The sequence below is a fragment of the Pseudomonas sp. 22526 genome (assembly GCF_052044735.1).
In the GTDB taxonomy this organism is placed as follows: domain Bacteria; phylum Pseudomonadota; class Gammaproteobacteria; order Pseudomonadales; family Pseudomonadaceae; genus Aquipseudomonas; species Aquipseudomonas piscium.
In genome coordinates, this window is sequence record NZ_JBQENK010000010.1 from 75,350 (window position 1) to 93,870 (window position 18,521).

Here is an 18,521-nt window from a genome sequence, read left to right on the forward strand (position 1 = left end):
CAAGCCTCGCTCCTACAAGGTATGCGGCGCCCGCGATGACGGCGCTCGCGATCAATCGTCCAGGGCTTTCACCGACTTGGGCGACAGGCGCAGGCTGCGAAGGCTGCGCTTGACGCTCTTGAGGTGGTTGACCAGGCTCGGGCCGCGGGCCATGGCCACGCCCATCGCCAGGACGTCGATCACCACCAGGTGGGCGATACGCGAGGTCAGCGGGGTGTAGATCTCGGTGTCTTCGTGCACGTCGATCGCCAGGTTGACGGTCGACAGCTCGGCCAGCGGTGTCTGGCTCGGACACAGGGTGATCAGCGAAGCGCCGCTTTCACGCACCAGGTTGGCGGTGATCAGCAGGTCCTTGGAACGCCCGGACTGGGAAATGCAGATCGCCACGTCGCTGGGCTTGAGGGTCACCGCCGACATCGCCTGCATGTGCGGGTCGGAATAGGCCGCCGCGGTCAGCAGCAGGCGGAAGAACTTGTGCTGGGCATCCGCCGCCACCGCGCCGGAAGCGCCAAAGCCGTAGAACTCCACGCGCTGGGCCTGGGACATGAGGGTCACAGCCCTTTGCAACTCCACCGGATCGAGCTTCTCGCGAACCTCCATCAGGGTGTGCAGGGTGGTGTCGAAAATTTTCAGGCTGTAATCGGCGACCGAATCGTCTTCGTGGATCGCGAACTGGCCGAAGCTCGCCCCGGCCGCCAGGCTCTGCGCCAGCTTGAGCTTCAGGTCCTGGAACCCCGAGCAACCGATGGCCCGGCAAAAGCGCACGATGGTCGGCTCGCTGATACCCACGCTGTGGGCCAGATCGGCCATGGAACTGTGCATCACAGCCGCAGGGTCGAGCAGCACATGATCGGCGACCTTGAGCTCCGACTTGCGCAAGAGATGGCGTGATTGGGCAATGTGCTGCAACAGATTCAAAGGGCTGGACTCATTGTTATGGGGCAGACGCCCAAGGATGTAGCAATTTTGTAGTTATACTACATGAATTCGCTTTTTGCCTGCTCAATGCGTAACTGAATCACCTTTGCACCCCACTGTTTTAGCCTCGCGTGCTCTTTGTAGCTGCTGGCGCAGCCTGCACTCGCACTGGGCGGTATCGCCGCCGCAGCTTCGGTGAAAGCCGAATCTCAGATATTCCTGAAAACCTGCTGCCCCCTGGCGACGGCTACAAAGTCTCGGCCCTCAATAGCGCCGCAAGGCCCTCGGCTTCCACCGGCCGGCTGATCAGGTAGCCCTGCACCTCATCGCATTTCTGCTCCTTGAGAAACGCCAGCTGCCCCGGATGCTCCACCCCTTCGGCCACCACTTTCAGCGACAGCCCATGGGCCATGGCGATGATCGCCCGGGTGATCGCCGCGTCGGCACCGCCCTCGCTCAGGCCGCGGATGAACGCCTGGTCGATCTTTACGTAGTCCACCGGAATCCGCTTGAGGTAACTCAGCGAGGAATAACCGGTGCCGAAATCGTCGATGGCCAGTTTCACCCCCAGGTCACGCAGCTGCTGGAAGGTGGAAACGATGTGTTCGACGCTGTCGAGCAGATGGCTTTCGGTCAGCTCCAACTCGAGGAAATGCGGCGCCAGCCCGGTTTCTTCCAGCACGCTGCGCACCTGGCTGACCAGCTTGCCCTGGCGCAGCTGATGCACCGACAGGTTCACCGACACCCGAATCGCCGGCAGCCCCTGGCGCTGCCACTCGCAGGCTTGCCAGCAGGCCTGGCGCAATACGAACTCGCCGATCGGGCCGATCAGCCCGATCTCCTCCGCCAGGCCGATAAAGTCCCCCGGCGGCACCCGCCCCAGGTCGGGATGGTCCCAGCGCACCAGGGCCTCGGCGGCATTCAGGCGCCCAGTGGCGAGGCACAGTTTCGGCTGGTAGAACACCTTCAGCTGGCGCTCCTCGACCGCCTTGCGCAGCTGGTTCTCCAACTGCAGGCGCTCCAGGGTGCTGGCTTGCAAGCTGGCGGTGTAGAACTGGAAATTGTTGCCGCCCAGGTGCTTGGCGTGTTGCATGGCGATGTTCGCCTGGCTGATCAGCGCCGGAATTTCCCGCGCGCTGTCGGGCAGCATGCTGATGCCCATGGAGGCGCTGACCACCAGCTCATGGCCTTCCACGGTGATCGGCAAGCGCAGCTTGGCCGACAGGCGCGTGGCCACCCGGGTCAGGCTCGACAGGCTGCCATAGGCATCGAACAGCACCGCGAATTCATCGCCAGACAACCGGGCGATGGTGTCGGCTTCCGGCAGCGCGTTGACCAGCCGCCGCGCCATTTTCTGCAACAGCTGGTCGGCGACGTCGTGGCCCAGGCTGTCGTTGAGCAGCTTGAAACGGTCCAGATTGATATGCACCAGGGCCAGGCTACGGCCGCCCTGGCGCATCCGTTGATGGGCTTCGCGCAAGCGTTCGCGGAACAGCGAACGGTTGGCCAGGCCGGTGAGTTCGTCGTAATGGGTCAGGTAGCGCATGCGCTCTTCGGATTCGCGCCGCGCCGACAGATCGGCGAAGAAGCCCACAATATGGCTGATATTTCCCCGAGCATCGCGCACCACATTCAATTGCAGCCACTGCGGGTACAGCTCGCCGTTCTTGCGCGCCTCCACCAGTTCGCCCTGCCAGCTGCCGTGCTGTTCGAGGGCCTGATGAATCACCGGATAGTGCCGCCGCGCATCGCGGCTGCACGGCAGGTCGACCACATTGCGCCCGAGCATGTCCTCGATCTGGTAACCGGTAACCCGGCTGAAGGCCTGGTTGACCGCCAGCAGCACGTAATCCGGGTCGAGGATCACGATGCCCTCGCTGGCCGCCTCGAACACCATCGCCGCCAGGCGTTGCTGCTCTTCCTGCTGCTTGCTGGCGCTGATATCGCGCCGGGTGCCGACCATGCGCAGCACCCGTCCACCGGGGCCGCGCTCCACGGCGCGCCCACGGTCCTCGATCCACACCCAGTGGCCATCGCCGTGGCGCACGCGGTATTCCACCAGGTAATCCTCGGTGCGCCCCTTCAGGTGCTCCACCAGCGCGCGCTTGAGCAGCGGCAGGTCTTCGGGGTGCAGCAACGGCTTGAGGTGGCTGAGCATCGCCCGCACGAACTCCGGCTCCAGGCCGAACAGCTCCTTGATATGGCTGTGATGGACCTCGTCGGTCTGCAGGTTCCAGTCCCACAGCCCCAGCTGGCTGGCCTTCAGGGCCAGGGCCAGGCGCGCTTCGCTCTTGCTCAGGGCCTGGTTGGCCGCGTCCAGTTCGAGGCTGCGCTGGGCCACCCGGCTTTCCAGGCCGACCTGGGCTTCGCGCAGCTCTTCTTCGGCACGGCGGCGCTGCTCGACTTCCCGCAGCAGCTCGCTGTTGAGCTGTTCGCTGCGGCTCTGCGCCTGTTGCAGGTGTTCGATCAGCGCCTGGTTCTGGAAACGCCGCAGCAAGCCCATCTGGATCAGGCGGTTGACCTGCCAGGCCACCACACTCAGCGACACCAGCAGAATCAAGCCCAGCCAGCCCCAGCCTCGCTGCTGCTCGTCGCCGCCCCAGAACAGGTAGCCGATCGCCGGCAACAGGCAGGGCAAGGTAAAGGACAGGAAGGCCGGCAGGCTGACCGCGTAGGCCACGCTGGCCGAGAGGATCGCCGCGCCGATCAGGCCGAAGACCCAGGCCTGTTGCAGGAAATTGTCGGTGGGCATCAAGGCGATGCCGGCGCAGGCCAGGGTCAGGCCGCTGACGGCGGAGCCGAGCAGGAACATGCGGCGCCAGACCGGTTGCGCCTGGCGGCTGGGAATCGCCGAGTCGAACGCCGCCACCTGGATCACCCGCAGGGCGACCAGGGCCAGCAACCAGACCATCCACACGCTGACCAGCCAATAACGCTCGGGGCTCCACAGCAGCCAGGCGCAGACCAGGCCGTTGAGCAGCATGAACAGGGTGGGCAACAGGGAGCCCTGATAAAGCAGGCGCGTGCGCTCTACCGCCATCTCCATGGCGTATTGCTTGCGAACAACCCGAGGCTCCACTGAGGGTCCGGACGGGCCAGTGCTGAGTGTCATAGGCAGTGTTCTTATAATGATTGAGCCCGAAACGTCGCCGGAGCATACACAAGCAACCGCCCGGACCAAACAGCCTGGAATCATAAAACCGACAAATCCGCTCGAGCGCCGATCCCGGTGAAATTCCTCCAGCCAAGCCCGGCCAACGGCTGCAGCCCGTGACCGACCGGTCGTCCCCAGCGTTCTTTTATCGGCTAAACCAAAGCTTGGTTTGCCCGGTGTGCGCCAGCCCCCTAGAATGCCCCGATGCGCGATGATCTCTCCCTTCTGCTGAACTCCCTCAACGATGCCCAACGCCAGGCCGTAGCCGCCTCCTTGGGTCGTCAGTTGGTCCTGGCCGGTGCTGGCTCCGGTAAAACCCGAGTGCTGGTGCACCGTATCGCCTGGTTGATCCAGGTCGAGAACGCCTCGCCCCACTCCATCCTGTCGGTGACCTTCACCAACAAGGCCGCCGCCGAGATGCGCCAGCGCATCGAGCAGTTGATGGGTATCAACCCGGCCGGCATGTGGGTCGGCACCTTCCACGGCCTGGCGCACCGCCTGCTGCGGGCGCACTGGCAAGAAGCCGGCCTGAGCCAGACCTTCCAGATCCTCGACAGCGACGACCAGCAGCGCCTGGTCAAGCGGGTAATCCGCGACCTCGGCCTGGACGAGCAGCGCTGGCCCGCCCGGCAAGCCCAATGGTTCATCAACGGGCAGAAGGACGAAGGCCTGCGTCCGCAACACATTCAAGCCAGCGGCGACCTGTTCCTGGCCACCATGCGCGGCATCTACGAGGCCTACGAGGCCGCCTGCCAGCGCGCCGGGGTCATCGACTTCTCCGAACTGCTGCTGCGCGCCCTGGACCTGTGGCGCGACCACCCGGGCCTGCTGGCGCACTACCAGAAGCGTTTCCGCCACGTGCTGGTGGACGAGTTCCAGGACACCAACGCCGTGCAGTACGCCTGGTTGCGCCTGCTGGCCAAGGGCGGCGACAGCCTGATGGTGGTGGGCGACGACGACCAGTCGATCTACGGCTGGCGCGGCGCGAAGATCGAGAACATCCACCAGTATTCCGAAGACTTCCCGGACACCGAAGTGATCCGCCTGGAGCAGAACTACCGCTCCACCGCCGGCATCCTCAAGGCCGCCAACGCCCTGATCGCCAATAACACCGGGCGCCTGGGCAAGGAGCTGTGGACCGACGGCGGTGAAGGCGAGGCAATCAACCTGTACGCCGCCTTCAACGAACACGATGAAGCGCGCTACGTGGTGGAAACCATCGAAAGCGCCCTGAAAACCGGCCTGGCCCGCAGCGATATCGCCATCCTGTATCGCTCCAACGCCCAGTCGCGGGTGCTGGAAGAAGCGCTGCTGCGCGAGCGCATTCCGTACCGCATCTACGGCGGCCAGCGCTTCTTCGAACGCGCCGAAATCAAGAACGCCATGGCCTACATGCGCCTGCTCGAAGGTCGCGGCAACGACGCGGCCCTGGAGCGGGTGATCAACGTGCCGACCCGCGGCATTGGCGAAAAGACCGTCGAAGCGATTCGCGAACACGCACGCCACAGCCATGTGTCGATGTGGGAAGCGATGCGCCAACTGGTGGCCAATAAAGGTGTGACCGGGCGTGCCGCCGGCGCCCTGGGCGCCTTCATGGAACTGATCGAACACCTCGCGACCGTGACCGCCGAGATGCCGCTGCACCTGATGACCCAGACCGTCATCGAGCAGTCCGGCCTGATCGCCTACCACGAAGCGGAAAAAGGCGAGAAAGGCCAGGCCCGGGTGGAAAACCTCGAGGAACTGGTCAGCGCCGCGCGCAACTTCGAGCACACAGAAGAAGACCAGGAACTGACGCCGCTGGCGGCCTTCCTCGGCCACGCTTCGCTGGAAGCCGGCGACACCCAGGCCGACGAGCACGAAGACAGCATCCAGCTGATGACCCTGCACAGCGCCAAGGGCCTGGAATTCCCTTACGTGTTCCTGGTGGGCATGGAAGAAGGCCTGTTCCCGCACAAGATGAGCCTGGAAGAACCCGGCCGCCTTGAAGAGGAACGGCGCCTGGCCTACGTCGGCATCACCCGGGCGATGCAGAACCTGGTGATGACCTACGCGGAAACCCGTCGCCTGTATGGCAGCGAGACCTACAACAAGGTGTCGCGTTTCGTACGGGAAGTACCGAAGGGGCTGATCCAGGAAGTGCGCCTGTCCAACAGCGTCAGCCGTCCGTTCGGCGGTGGCCAGTCGCAGAGCACCAGCAGCCTGTTCGGCGGCAGCGAGATCCCGGATACCGGCCTCAGCCTCGGCCAGGCCGTGCGCCACTCGGTATTCGGCGACGGCGTGATCCTCAACTTCGAAGGCGCCGGCGCCCAGGCCCGGGTCCAGGTGAACTTCAGCGAAGGCAGCAAGTGGCTGATGCTCGGCTACGCCAAGCTCGAAGCCATCTGAAGCTCCGACTCCGCCGTGCCGGGGCGATGCTTCTGAACGCCGCGGCACGGGGCGCAATCGGCCCGATCGGCGCCGGCAGTGAGACTGCTGGCGCCGGGATGCCTGGCCACTGAACCATCGCATCCGCCCAACGGACAAACCTGTACCGGGCCCGCTGCCTCGACCGAAGCTGAACCGCCGCTGTCAGGCAAAAGCCCGAAACACTCTGCCGCTAGCCAGTGACACTTCACCTGTGCAACATGGCGCGCGTGCCATCCACAAATGGGAATTCCCTTTATGAAACGTTTTCTTAGCATCGCCATGGCGTTGTGCATCGGCCTGACGATGAGCCTCGACGCCAATGCCAAGCGCTTTGGTGGCGGCAAAAGCGCCGGCGCTGCGCCGACCCACCAGACCAGCCAAATGGCTCCGTCCTCTTCCGGTATGGGCCCAGCTGCCGCAACCGCAGGGGCTGCCGGTGCCGCAGGCGCTGCTGCCAAAGCCGGTGGTGCTTCGCGCTGGCTCGGCCCTCTGGCCGGCATCGCCGCGGGTGGCCTGCTGGCCTCCATGTTCATGGGCGACGGCTTCCAGGGCATGCAGATCTTCGACATCCTGATCATGGCGGTCATCGCCTTCCTGGTCTTCCGCTTTATCGCCGCCCGTCGTCGCAAGCAGCAGGAGCAGTACGCTCCAGCCGGCCACGCGCCGATGCAGCGTGAAGCCTTCGAGCCAAAACCTGCCTCCGGTTCGATCTTCGGTGGTTCGGCTGCACCTGCCGCCGCAGCCCGTCCGGTGATCAACGCGCCAGCCTGGTTCAACGAAGAGCGTTTCGTCGAAGCCGCGCGCAACCACTTCCAGTCCCTGCAGCAACACTGGGACGCCAACGAAATGGACAAGATCGCCGAGTTCGTGACCCCGCAGATGCTGCAATTCCTGAAGCAGGAACGTGCCGATCTGGGCGATGGCTTCCAGTCGACCTACATCGACAACCTCAATGTGCAGCTGGAAGGCGTCGACGACCGCGCCGACAAGACCATCGCCACCCTGACCTTCAGCGGCGTGTCGAAGAGCTCGCGTTTCGACCAGGGCGAAGTGTTCAGCGAAAGCTGGAACATGGAGCGCGCCCAGGGCGAAAACCAGCCTTGGCTGGTTGCAGGTATCCGCCAGAACGGCTGATTCCCTCCAGTGTCACATCGGTAATCGCAAAACCCCGGCTCAGGTCGGGGTTTTGCATTTCACGATTGCACTTATAGCGAGCTACTGTATAAACCGCCGTCTATTTAAACCGCGCCATAGAGCTAAGAGGACCCAGGCCGTGGAAGAAGTCATCGAGCAACTCCGTGAAGCAAACGAACCGGTACCCGTTCCCCTGGAACTGCCGGATGAAGACCTGCTGGTGGAAATCGAAGAACAGCTGTTCATCAATATCCCCTTCGTCTTCAAAGAGTTCCTGTTGACCGTGAGCGATGTCGTCTACGGCAGCCTGGAGCCGGTCACCGTGACCGACCCGCAATCCCACACCTACCTGCCGGAAGTGGCGGCCACCGCCTGGGACATGGGCGTGCCGCGCGAGCTGATCCCTATCTGCCAGGACGGCGACGACTACTACTGCGTCGAGGAAGACGGCACCGTGGTGCTCTGGTCCGGCGAAGAAGAGCTGATCACCGAAGAGTCCTGGGAATCGGTGTGGCACTGGGCGCGGGACGTCTGGCTGGAAAGCTGATCGGCCTTGCGCGGTTTCGCCCCGCGGGCGCAGGCGCATGGATCGACTGCCGCCCGTTGCCTGACGTTCACAAGCGGTCGCCCCAGCGGGTTGATCGCCGCATTGACGCTACTCGCCAGCAGCCTGCTGGCGGGTTGTCAGTCGCCCATGGCTCAGTTGCAAAGCCTGAGCACGCAGTACGCCCATCAGGTCGAAGTCCTGCCCACTTCAGCCTTCCCGCTCGCCAGCAGCCTGCCCCTGCGCTTACCCAAACAACCCCGCCTGCGGGTCTATCTTGAAGGCGACGGCCATGCCTGGGCGACAGCCCGCCAACCCAGCCTCGACCCCAGCCCGCAGCACCTGCTGATGGCGCAACTGGCATTGAGCGATCCCCGCCCCAGCGTCTATCTGGCCCGCCCCTGCCAATTCGTCAGCGCGGCCGACTGCACCGCGGCCATCTGGACCGACCAGCGCTTTTCCCCAGCGGTACTGCGCAGCCTCGACCAGGCCCTGGACCGCCTCAAGCAGCGTTATGGCAATCAGGATTTCGAGCTGATCGGCTATTCCGGTGGCGCGGCCCTGGCCCTGTTGCTGGCCGCGCGGCGAGACGACATTGCCCAGGTGCAAACCCTGGCCGGCAATCTGAGCCCTCGGCTATGGGTCGGTGCGCTGGGGCTGAGCCCGCTGCATGGCTCCCTCGAGCCGCTGGACCAGGCACCCAAGCTGGCCCTGGTAGCGCAACGGCATCTGCTCGGCCAGGCCGACCGCAGCGTGCCTGCCAGCCTCTACCCCGCCTATCGGCAGGCGCTGGGGACTAAGGCCACCTGCGTGCAATCCATCAGCCTGCCCGGGGTCAGCCACGACCAGGGCTGGGCCGACGCCTGGCAATACTGGCGCGACCAGCCCCTGAGTTGTGCACCGTCCAACGATTAGTGCCCGTTGTCTTGCTTGTGGTTATCCAGGGTATCCAGCAGGGCTACTTGCATGCGGGTGTGCACGCGGATAAACCAGCGCCACAGCAGCGCGGCTACCGCCGCCGTCACCACCGCGATCAGCACCAGCAGTTCGGTGGTCGGCAGGATGCTCGAAGACAGCGCCGCCAATAGCAGGAAGATCACCAGCAACGACAGCACCGGAATCACCTCGGCGATCACCCGGCGCACGCGCTGGGTGTGGCGCCCAGCCATTTCCGGCTTGACCCCCATCTCCGCCAGCAGCATCGACAGGGCCTTGAGCTTGCGATAGGCAGCGATCAGGAACGGTAGCGACAGCAGCAGCGCTCCCCCCCAGATCAGCGCCTTCTGCCAGCTCGGGTCGCTGATCCAGTCCTGCAGGTATTCGCCGATGCGCGCGGCGAAATAGCCGCCGGAGAAGAAGATCGCCACCACCAGCGCCAGATTGACCCCGACCTGCAACAGGATCCGCCGGATCATCGACGCCAGCAGCGCGCCCTCGCCTTGCGGCTGGATACTGCGCAGCCATTCGCCGTACATGCCCAGCACCCGGCTCAGGCGGGTCGGCATCACGGCGGCGAGCTTCAGCGACAACGGGTCGGCGGCGCGGATCAGATAAGGCGTGAGCAAGGTGGTAACGGCCGATACCGCGACCACCACCGGGTAGAGAAAGTCGCTGGTGACCTGCAGGGTCATGCCCAGCGCCGCGATGATGAAGGAGAACTCGCCGATCTGCGACAGGCCCATGCCGACCCGCAGCGAGGTACGGCCATCGTTGCCGGCGATAAAGGCGCCCAGGCCGCAGGACAGCATCTTGCCCAGCACCACCGCGACGGTGATCACCGCGATCGGCCAGGCGTATTGCAGGAGGATCTGCGGGTCGATCATCAGGCCGATGGCGACGAAGAAAATGGCGCTGAACAGGTCGCGAACCGGTTCGATCAGGCGTTCGATCTTCAGCAATTGCCGCGACTCGGCCATGATCGCGCCGATCAGGAAGGCGCCGAGCACCATGCTGTACTCCAGCTTGACCACCAGCAGGCAGAAGCCGAAACACAGCCCCAGCACGGTGATCAGCAGCATCTCATTGCTTTCGAACTTGGCCACGTAGGCCAGCAGCCGTGGCACCAGCAGGATGCCGATGACCAGGGCGACGATCATGAACAGCGATAGCTTGCCGACGGTGGAGAACACTTCCCCGGAGCTGACGGTGCCGCTGACCGCGATGCTCGAGAGCAAGGCGATGATGCCGATGCCGAGGATGTCTTCGACGATCAGCACGCCGAAGATCAGCTGGGCGAAGCGCTGGTTCTTCATCTTCAGGTCGTTGAGCGCCTTGACGATGATGGTGGTCGAGGAAATCGCCAGGATCGCGCCGAGGAACAGCGAGTCCATGGTGTTCCAGTCGAACCAGCGACCGATCTCGTAGCCGATCCAGATCATCAGCACGATTTCCATGAACGCCGCGATAAAGGCCGTGGCGCCGACCTTGAACAGCTTGCGCAGGCTGAACTCCAGGCCCAGGCAGAACATCAGGAAAATCACCCCCAGCTCGGCCAGGGTCTTGATAGTGTCTTCGTCGTGGATCAGGCCGAACGGCGGGGTGTGCGGGCCGATGATGAAGCCGGCGACGATATAGCCGAGGACCACCGGTTGCTTGAACCGGTGGAAGAGAATGGTCACCACGCCCGCGACCAGCATGATCACTGCCAGGTCCTGAATAAAGCTGATGGCATGCATGGCATGGGGCTCCTTGGGGTCGTGTTCTGGCGGGCGGCGCGGGTCGTCGTGCGACCTGCCGGCCAGCGGGAAAAGCCCTTGGGGCGGGCTTTTGAAAGATAACATCGCGACTTGTGCCAGAAAGGCGGTGCAATATATGGAAACAGATGGATCGCCGCGTGACGGCGACCACAGGTACAGCGTCCCGTTATCGATGGTTTGAAACGCTGACCAAGCACCCGCAGAGGTGCGCCCCGCAACCCCTGCCTTAACCCGTGAGTGTGCTATGGAACCCGGAAACGCCCAGCTGTCGATGACGGTATTGATGACCCCTGACATGGCCAACTTCTCAGGCAATGTCCACGGCGGCACCCTGCTCAAGTACCTCGATGAAGTCGCCTACGCCTGCGCCAGCCGTTATGCCGGCCGTTATGTGGTGACCCTGTCGGTGGACCAGGTGATCTTCCGCGAGCCGATCCACGTCGGCGAACTGGTGACCTTCCTGGCCTCGGTCAACTACACCGGCAACACCTCGATGGAAGTCGGTATCAAGGTGGTCACCGAGAACATCCGCGAGCGCTCGGTGCGCCATACCAACAGTTGCTTCTTCACCATGGTGGCCGTGGACGACCAGCGCAAACCCGCCGCCGTGCCGCCCCTGCAGCCAGAAACCAGCGAAGACAAGCGCCGCTTCATGCAGGCCCAGCAACGCCGGCAGATCCGCCAGGAGCTGGAAAAGCGCTATCAGGAAATCAAGGCCGACGCCTGATCCTTCGCTTCATCGCGAGCCAGCACGTTCCTGCAGGAGCGAGCTGGCTCGCGATAAGGCCGCAGCCCATCACAACTCGATCGGCACCGCCTCGAACCGCACCCGTGGATGGGTGATCCGGTCCTGGGCCCGTACCAGCTGCAGCTCGTAACTGGCGCAGGCCTGGGTTTCCAGCAGCACTTCATGCACTGCCGCGGCGGTGAACTCGAACGCCGCCACCAGGCTGTCGCCCAGCAGCACCCGGGCCAGGAACAGGCCCGAGGTCAGGTCGCCCACGCCCACCGGCTGGCGCGGGAATGCCAGCAGCGGACGACGCAGGTGCCAGCTGCCTTCGGCGGTCACCAGCAGCATCTCGAAGCCGTCCGGCAGCTTGCCCGGGTAATCCAGGTGCTTGACCAGTACGGCTTTCGGACCACGAGCCAGCAGCGCCCGGGCCATGGCCAGGCAGTCGAACAGCGACTGCGGCTTGCGTCCGGCGAAGCTGTCCAGCTCCAGCTGGTTGGGGCAGAGGAAATCCGCCACGGCGGCTGCTTCTTCCAACAGGAAGTCGCTGACCTCCTGCGGCACGCTGCAGCCCTTTTCCGGGTGGCCCATCACCGGGTCGCACAGGTACAGGGCCTTGGGGTTGGTCGCCTTGATCCGCGCCACGCCACCGAGGATCGCCCGCCCCTGCGCCGCGCTGCCCAGGTAGCCGGACAACACCGCATCGCAATTGCCCAGCTCACCAATGGCAGCAATGCCTTCCACCAGCTCCGGAATCTGATGTGGCGACAGCACTTCGCCGGCCCACTGACCGTATTGCGTGTGGTTGGAGAACTGCACGGTATTGAGCGGCCAGACATTCACCCCGACCCGCTGCATGGGAAACACCGCGGCGCTGTTACCGGCATGGCCGAAGACCACATGGGACTGGATCGCGAGCAGATGAGGCGTACGTTTCATTCGGGTCATTCCGTAAAACGATTGAAATTCGAGCCGCGCAGTATGCGACTAAACACAACCTGTACGACAGACCGAAGACGCAGTTAAGCTGGTGCGACTTCGTTGGAGCGCACCTCATGCTGACCCTTGGAAACATTTTCGTGCTGATGCTGCTGGCGACCGGCGCCGCCTGGCTATGGCACAACCACGGCCTGCGCGAGCGGGCGCTGGAGAGGGTCAAGCAGCATTGCGCACGGCTCGATATCGAGCTGCTGGACGGCAACGTGGCGTTGAAGCGCATCGGCTTCGTCAGGGACGCCAGTGGTCGCCGGCGCCTGGCCCGGATCTACAACTTCGAATTCACCGTCACCGGCGAAACCCGCCATGCGGGGACCATCACCCAGTTCGGCGCCCACAGCGCGCAGATCGAACTGGCACCCTACCCGATTGCAACTCCCGCGCCCCCACCCGTGCCGACACGCAGCGCCGAGGTGATCGAGCTGAGCCAATGGCGCGAAGAGCGCAGCAAGTAAGGCCAACCGCCTAGGCAATCCTGTAGGAGCGAGGCTTGCCCGCGAAGAATGTCGACGATGACACGGTGTGGCAGATAGACCGCCGCTTCGCGGCTATCGCGAGCAAGCTTCGCTCCTACAGAAGCGTTGGATTAGCGGCAGCACCCGGCCAGGGACTGTTGCAGGGCGGCCACGTCTTGCGGCTCGCTGAAGATCAACTCGATCCGTGAATCGCGGCGCCATTCGCTGGCTTGCCAGTGCAACGCGGCGTTATCCAGGGCGTTGCCCGACACCCAGCCATCGGCACCCTGGATCACCAGCTTGGCCCGACGCCAGTCGAGGCTCGCCAGCCATTGCTCGACGCGCCCGACCTCGAACACCCGGCTCGGGTGCCAGCGCCAACCGATGCTCCAACCGCCCTCCTGGGCCTGGCTCAGGCAGATGGGCTGGGCCGGATCGGTCCAGATCGCCGGCAGCTGCGCCAATCCCTTGGGTACTTCGAAGGCCTCTACAGCCGCCCCCGCCTGAACGCTCGCGCCAGGCAAATGCTCCAGAGGCAAGGTCCCGCGAGTGGTCCAGAGCACCGGACAGGCCGGCAACTGCTCGAGAATGCCCTGACGCTGCACCGCGTCGAGCCCCTCCTCCTTGTTCAGCAGCAACAGACCAGCGCTGGGCAGCGCCTCCTGTTGGGCCCGCGGCAACGGCTTGCCGGCCGCCAATGCCTGGGCATCGAGTACCAGCACGCAGGGCTGCACGGCCAGGACTTTTTGCCAGGGGGCCTCGCGCAATTGCTGGAGCAGCTGCGCCGGGTGCCCCAGGCCGGAAGGTTCAATGAACAGGCGATCGGGCCGGGCCTTGCGCAACAGGCGCCCCAAGCCCACCTGGAACGGCGCGCCGTTGACGCAGCACAGGCAGCCACCGGCCACCTCGCCAAGGGCGATACCCTCCTCGTCCCGGGTCAGCAACGCCGCGTCCAGGCCGATCTGGCCGAACTCATTGATCAGCACCGCCCAGCGCTCATGGGCCGGACGCTGCGCCAACAGGTGCTGGATCAGGCTGGTCTTGCCCGCGCCGAGGGGACCGGCGATGACGTGGGTGGGGATGTTGTGCAGCATGGGTGAGGCGCTCGGAAAAGAGGTGATTGATCCTACGCGCTAACCCAGGACAACGAAACGTAGCCGCTGCCGCAGGCTGCGATCGGCAGCGAAGCTGACGTGTTTTTGAGGACGTCAAAGGCGCTGCGCGCCTTATCGCAGCCTGCGGCAGCGGCTACAGAATCAGCCAAGCCAGTCCAGGGTGAGGATCAGCCGGCGTTCGCCGGGGGCCGGTTGCGGCGAGCGGTGGATCAGGCCGAAGCCCTCGTTGCCCAGCCACTTCTCGCCCTTGAGCAGGGCCACCTCGCCGCTGGCGATCTGCTGGATCAGCGCGCCATCCTCGGGTTCGGCCTCGGCCTGGCCCAGTTGCCGGCGATCCATCGCGCCCTCGCGCAGCCATTGGCTGCCGACACCGGCATAGGTGGTGATCAGCCGTACCGGCACATGGTCGACATGAAAACGCGGGCACATGGCCTTATCCAGCACCCGCAGGCGCAAGCCGACGCGCTTGGCACCCAACAGGCAGGCGAAGGCACTGACCAGCCAGGCGACATCGGCGATAAAGCCGTCGTATCCCTGCAGATCGCCGAAGCCAGAGGCCAGGCCGCGCAGGTTCGGCTCGGCGTCCTCAGTGTCGAGTTCCAGCGACAGCGACTCGGCCAGCGGTTCGTTCAGCGACAGCAGCAAGGCGCCGAAATCGGCGATATGCGCCGGCAACTGGCGCCGCCACAGGGCCAGGTTGACCTCATCGTCCAGCACCTCGGCGAGGACTATGGGGGCCGAGCCGGAGGCCTGGCGGCGGGTCGGCTTTTGCTGGATTGGCCGCAGGACTTCTGCACGAGCGATCGAGCGTCGACCAGCGGCTCTTACAGGGCTCAGGGATATATAGGGCATCAAGCGGCGGCCTCTTCATGCCAGGAGCCGAACGGATCGTACATCAGGCGCCAGCCCTCCACGCCCAGGGCCATTTCGTCGTCAGTCAGCAGGCAGTCGTCGAGTTCGGCGGTGAGCCGGGCGAAGTCGATGTTCTGCCCAATGAACACCAGTTCCTGGCGGCAGTCACCGGTGGCGGCGGTCCAGTTGTGCATGATCGCCGCGGTGCTTTCCGCGTCCTGCGGCCAGTGCTGCTTGGGCACGAAACGCCACCAGCGTCCGGCGAAACCATGACGCATCAGACCGCCGGCCTGGGACCAGCTACCAGCCTCCTGGTGCTTGCTGGCAAGCCAGAAAAAGCCCTTGGAACGCAACAGCTTGCCGTTGATCCAGGGGCGGTTGATGAAGTCGAAAAAGCGCTGCGGATGGAAGGGCCGCCGCGCCCGGTAGGCGCTGGAGGCAATACCGTATTCTTCGGTTTCCGGCACATGCTCGCCGCGCAGTTCCTGCAACCAGCCCGGCGCCTGGGCGGCCCGCTCGAAGTCGAAACGGCCGGTGTTGAGGATCTTCGCCAGCGGCACTTCGCCCATCACCATGGGGATGATTTCCGCCTGGGAATTGAGGCGTTCGAGGATGGCGATCAGCTCCTGGCGCTCGTCGCTGCCAATCAGGTCGATCTTGCTGATCAGGATCACGTCGGCGAACTCGATCTGCTCGATCAAAAGGTCAGTGATCGAACGCTCGTCCTCCTCACCCAGGGTTTCGCCACGGGACGCCAGGCTTTCCGCCGCCTGGTAATCGAGCAGGAAGTTCATGCCATCGACCACTGTGACCATGGTGTCCAGGCGCGCGATGTCAGCCAGGCTCTGCCCCGCCTCATCACGAAAGGTGAAGGTCTCGGCCACCGGCAGCGGCTCGGAGATGCCGGTGGACTCAATCAGCAGGTAATCGAAACGCCCGTCCCTGGCCAGCTTGCCGACCTCTTCCAGCAGGTCTTCGCGCAGGGTGCAGCAGATGCAGCCGTTGCTCATTTCCACCAGTTTTTCTTCGGCGCGGTTGAGGCTGACATCGCGCTGCACTTCGCTGCCATCGATGTTGATTTCGCTCATGTCGTTGACGATCACCGCCACCCGCAGGTGGTCGCGGTTGCGCAAAACGTAGTTGAGCAGCGTGCTTTTGCCGGCGCCGAGAAAGCCGGACAGCACGGTAACGGGGAGACGGTCGGTCATCAGGTGGTCCTCATCGGGGCTGGGTCAGATCGCCCGTTGGTGGCGTTCGCGCAGCTCTTGGCGTTCTTTGGCTTCGATACACAGGGTGGCGGTGGGCCGCAGCAGCAGGCGCTTGAGGCCAATGGCCTCGCCGGTTTCGCGGCACCAGCCGTACTCGCCGCGGGCCAGGCGTTCGAGGGCTTCGTCGATCTTGTCCAGCAGCTTCTTTTCCCGCTCCAGCAGGCGCAGTTGCCACTGCCGCTGCTCTTCGGCGCTGCCGATATCGGCGGGGTCGCTATGGGGTTCCTGCTCGCGCAGCACCTCGAACTCACCGTCGATGCGTTCTTGCAGCTCGACGCGCTGGGCCAGCAGCAGTTCACGGAAATAGACCTGCTGGACATCGTTCATGTAGTCCGCCTCAGGCTGGGCGAGAAGTTGCGCTTCGGTCATGGGGCGTTCAGTCATGGCGGGTCACGGATCAGGCTTTATTTAATGTTATAGTATAACAATACAAATAAGCCAATCCTCTCTTGCCGCCCGCGACGAAGGGCGGGATGCTTGAGCGTCCCTTGCCGAGAAACCCGATGCGCAATGCCCTGAAATACACGCTGCTGAGCCTGTCCCTGCTGGTCGCGAACGCCGCCATCGCGCAGGTACCCAGCGCCTTGGCGACCTGCACCCGCAGCGCCAACCTGCTGGCCTGCGTGGATGCCGAAGGCAATGCCTACAGTGTCGCGGCCGCGGGCAGCACCACCTATCTGCGAGGCTTCGAGGTGGCCGGCAAACGATATTGGGCGCAGACCAACAGCCGCTACGGCCAGCTGACCTTCTTTACCGGCCTGGCCTCCGACGGCGAAGCCTGGGTCGGTTACAGCCAGCGCGTCGGCTGGACCACCCGCAACCGTTTTTCCAGCTCCGGCGGCAGCAGTGGCAAGTTCACTTGCAGCCGAATCACTGGCTGCTGAACCGATCCCTGCGTAGGAGCACAGCTTGCGTGCGATGAAGGCGCCGCGGTGTATCTGGCCTACCGCGTGAGCCTTGATCGCGGGCAAGCCTCGCTCCTACAGAAGTCTGGGCGACGTCAGACCTGGGCATTTTTCTGCTCCTGCAACCAGGCCATATAGCTGTTCACCGGCGGGTTCTTCTGGAAGTAGCTCTGCAAGCCCGCGAACAGCCCATCGGCAATCGCCTGCTGGTGCCGCGCGGTCACCAGGCGCTGGCTGTCGCGGCTGTTGGAGATGAAACCGGTCTCCACCAGGATCGAGGGCACGTCGGGGGACTTGAGCACCGCGAAGCCGGCCTGTTCCACGCGCTTCTGATGCAGGGTGGTGATGCCCGCCAGGCTGCCCAACACGGTGCTGCCCAACTGCAGGCTGGCGGCGATGGTGGCATTCATCGACATGTCGAGAATCACCCCGGCGAGCATCGGGTCCTTGTCTTTCAGATTGAGCAGGCTGGTGGCGCCCAGCAGATCGGCGCCGTTCTCCCGCTGTGCCATGAAGCGTGCCGTGGCCGAGGTCGCGCCGCCTTCCGACAACGCATACACAGAAGCCCCGGACGCCGTCAGGCGCGGCGCCGCATCGGCGTGCACCGAGATAAACATGTCGGCCTTATGCTTGCGGGCAATCTCCACCCGCTTGCGCAGCGGCACGAAGAAATCGTCGTTGCGCACCAGCTTCACATCGAAGCCCTTCTCACGCTTCAGCCGCTTGGCCAGCAGTTGGGCGATCGCCAGCACCACATCCGTCTCCCGCTCGCCCCGGGCGCCGACCGCCCCCGGGTCCTTGCCGCCGTGGCCCGGGTCGACCACGACGATGATGTCGCGCTTGGGATGCGCCCGGCCCGCGGGTGTTTCACGCGGCAAAGCCGGGGCGGTGACCGCCGCAATCTGCTGTGGAACACGGGTGGCGTTGCTCAGGTCGAGCACCAGGCGGTGGCCCTGACCGTCCTGGGGCGGCAGCAAAAAACTGTCGAGCCGCAGCGGCTGGGCCAGGTCGAGGACGATCCGCGTATCGCCCTGGCCAAAGTGCCCGGAGCGGATCGAGCGAATCGGCGTGTTGGCCAGGGCCAGCTGGCTGAAATCGCCACTGAGCTGCGCGCCGCTGAGATCGATGATCAGCCGCTCCGGCGCGCTGAGTGAGAAGGTTTTGTAGTGCACCGGCCCACTCAGATCGAGCACCAGGCGCAACTTGTCGGCCGAGTTCCATAACCGCAGGTTGCGAATCTGGGTGGCGGATACCCCCAAAGGCAGAACCAGGGCCGCGCTGGCCAACAGCAGGTTGAGCAACTGACGTCTGTGCATGACTTACACCGCAGATTGAGGAGCATCCG

16 protein-coding genes are annotated in these 18,521 nt (G+C 64.3%); 7 read left to right on the forward strand and 9 right to left on the reverse strand.

The features are described 5' to 3' along the window. Window positions 1-51 precede the first annotated feature (51 nt). Both hexR and ACTJKT_RS16820 read right to left on the reverse strand, forming a co-directional pair. Window positions 52-918: a transcriptional regulator HexR gene (gene hexR / locus ACTJKT_RS16815; RefSeq protein ID WP_025131545.1), complete on the reverse strand. Its 867-nt coding sequence runs from the start codon at window positions 916-918 to the stop codon at window positions 52-54. Window positions 919-1,165: 247 nt separating this feature from the next. Continuing rightward, on the reverse strand, window positions 1,166-4,030 hold the full coding sequence (locus ACTJKT_RS16820) for a putative bifunctional diguanylate cyclase/phosphodiesterase (protein ID WP_440787840.1): 2,865 nt from the start codon (window positions 4,028-4,030) through the stop codon (window positions 1,166-1,168). 246 nt (window positions 4,031-4,276) lie between these two features. Between ACTJKT_RS16820 and uvrD the strand changes: the two genes are divergently transcribed. From uvrD to ACTJKT_RS16840, 4 genes are all read left to right on the forward strand, one after another. Then, the gene (uvrD, locus tag ACTJKT_RS16825; RefSeq protein WP_009041397.1) at window positions 4,277-6,460 is read left to right on the forward strand and encodes a DNA helicase II; all 2,184 of its coding nucleotides are present in this window, start codon (window positions 4,277-4,279) and stop codon (window positions 6,458-6,460) included. Window positions 6,461-6,736: 276 nt separating this feature from the next. Next, a complete protein-coding gene (locus ACTJKT_RS16830; protein ID WP_063433438.1) occupies window positions 6,737-7,615 on the forward strand; it encodes a Tim44 domain-containing protein in 879 nt (292 codons plus the stop codon). 139 nt (window positions 7,616-7,754) lie between these two features. Beyond that, entirely contained in the window at window positions 7,755-8,162 is a 408-nt protein-coding gene (locus ACTJKT_RS16835; RefSeq protein ID WP_007927598.1) for an SMI1/KNR4 family protein, read from the forward strand. Window positions 8,163-8,309: 147 nt separating this feature from the next. Then, complete coding sequence (locus ACTJKT_RS16840; RefSeq protein ID WP_440787986.1) at window positions 8,310-9,074, forward strand: alpha/beta hydrolase; 765 nt, start codon at window positions 8,310-8,312, stop codon at window positions 9,072-9,074. On the opposite strand, the gene ACTJKT_RS16845 is transcribed toward ACTJKT_RS16840, so the two are convergent. Next, window positions 9,071-10,834 carry a cation:proton antiporter gene (locus ACTJKT_RS16845; protein ID WP_440787841.1) on the reverse strand — a complete coding sequence of 588 codons (1,764 nt, stop codon included), beginning with the start codon at window positions 10,832-10,834 and terminating at the stop codon, window positions 9,071-9,073. The genes ACTJKT_RS16840 and ACTJKT_RS16845 overlap by 4 nt on opposite strands. Window positions 10,835-11,099: 265 nt before the next feature. Here ACTJKT_RS16845 and ACTJKT_RS16850 point away from each other — a divergent pair, with 265 nt between their 5' ends. Continuing rightward, window positions 11,100-11,582, forward strand: coding sequence for an acyl-CoA thioesterase (locus tag ACTJKT_RS16850; RefSeq protein ID WP_025806946.1), 483 nt, complete (start codon window positions 11,100-11,102; stop codon window positions 11,580-11,582). Window positions 11,583-11,651: 69 nt separating this feature from the next. Here ACTJKT_RS16850 and pdxY read toward each other — a convergent pair whose 3' ends face one another. Next, window positions 11,652-12,524, reverse strand: coding sequence for a pyridoxal kinase PdxY (gene pdxY, locus ACTJKT_RS16855; protein ID WP_009051636.1), 873 nt, complete (start codon window positions 12,522-12,524; stop codon window positions 11,652-11,654). A gap of 116 nt (window positions 12,525-12,640) precedes the next feature. Here pdxY and ACTJKT_RS16860 point away from each other — a divergent pair, with 116 nt between their 5' ends. Beyond that, window positions 12,641-13,036 (forward strand): DUF3301 domain-containing protein, encoded by a 396-nt coding sequence (locus ACTJKT_RS16860; protein ID WP_009051637.1) that lies wholly within the window; start codon window positions 12,641-12,643, stop codon window positions 13,034-13,036. Between the two features lie 131 nt (window positions 13,037-13,167). Here the strand turns inward: ACTJKT_RS16860 and ACTJKT_RS16865 are convergent, their stop codons facing one another. From ACTJKT_RS16865 to dksA, 4 genes are all read right to left on the reverse strand, one after another. After that, window positions 13,168-14,130 (reverse strand): CobW family GTP-binding protein, encoded by a 963-nt coding sequence (locus ACTJKT_RS16865; RefSeq protein ID WP_440787842.1) that lies wholly within the window; start codon window positions 14,128-14,130, stop codon window positions 13,168-13,170. Window positions 14,131-14,292: 162 nt separating this feature from the next. Beyond that, complete coding sequence (locus ACTJKT_RS16870; protein ID WP_440787843.1) at window positions 14,293-15,003, reverse strand: DUF1826 domain-containing protein; 711 nt, start codon at window positions 15,001-15,003, stop codon at window positions 14,293-14,295. Continuing rightward, complete coding sequence (zigA, locus tag ACTJKT_RS16875; protein WP_440787844.1) at window positions 15,003-16,211, reverse strand: zinc metallochaperone GTPase ZigA; 1,209 nt, start codon at window positions 16,209-16,211, stop codon at window positions 15,003-15,005. The genes ACTJKT_RS16870 and zigA overlap by 1 nt, the downstream gene beginning before the upstream one ends. 24 nt (window positions 16,212-16,235) lie before the next feature. Next, entirely contained in the window at window positions 16,236-16,640 is a 405-nt protein-coding gene (dksA, locus tag ACTJKT_RS16880) for an RNA polymerase-binding protein DksA (RefSeq protein WP_440787987.1), read from the reverse strand. Window positions 16,641-16,774: 134 nt separating this feature from the next. On the opposite strand from dksA, the gene ACTJKT_RS16885 reads away from it, so the two are divergent. Next, window positions 16,775-17,155, forward strand: a complete 381-nt coding sequence (locus ACTJKT_RS16885) for a glutamine synthetase (RefSeq protein WP_440787988.1) — start codon at window positions 16,775-16,777, stop codon at window positions 17,153-17,155. Window positions 17,156-17,271: 116 nt separating this feature from the next. Here the strand turns inward: ACTJKT_RS16885 and ACTJKT_RS16890 are convergent, their stop codons facing one another. Continuing rightward, window positions 17,272-18,492, reverse strand: coding sequence for an N-acetylmuramoyl-L-alanine amidase (locus ACTJKT_RS16890; protein ID WP_440787845.1), 1,221 nt, complete (start codon window positions 18,490-18,492; stop codon window positions 17,272-17,274). Window positions 18,493-18,521 lie beyond the last annotated feature (29 nt).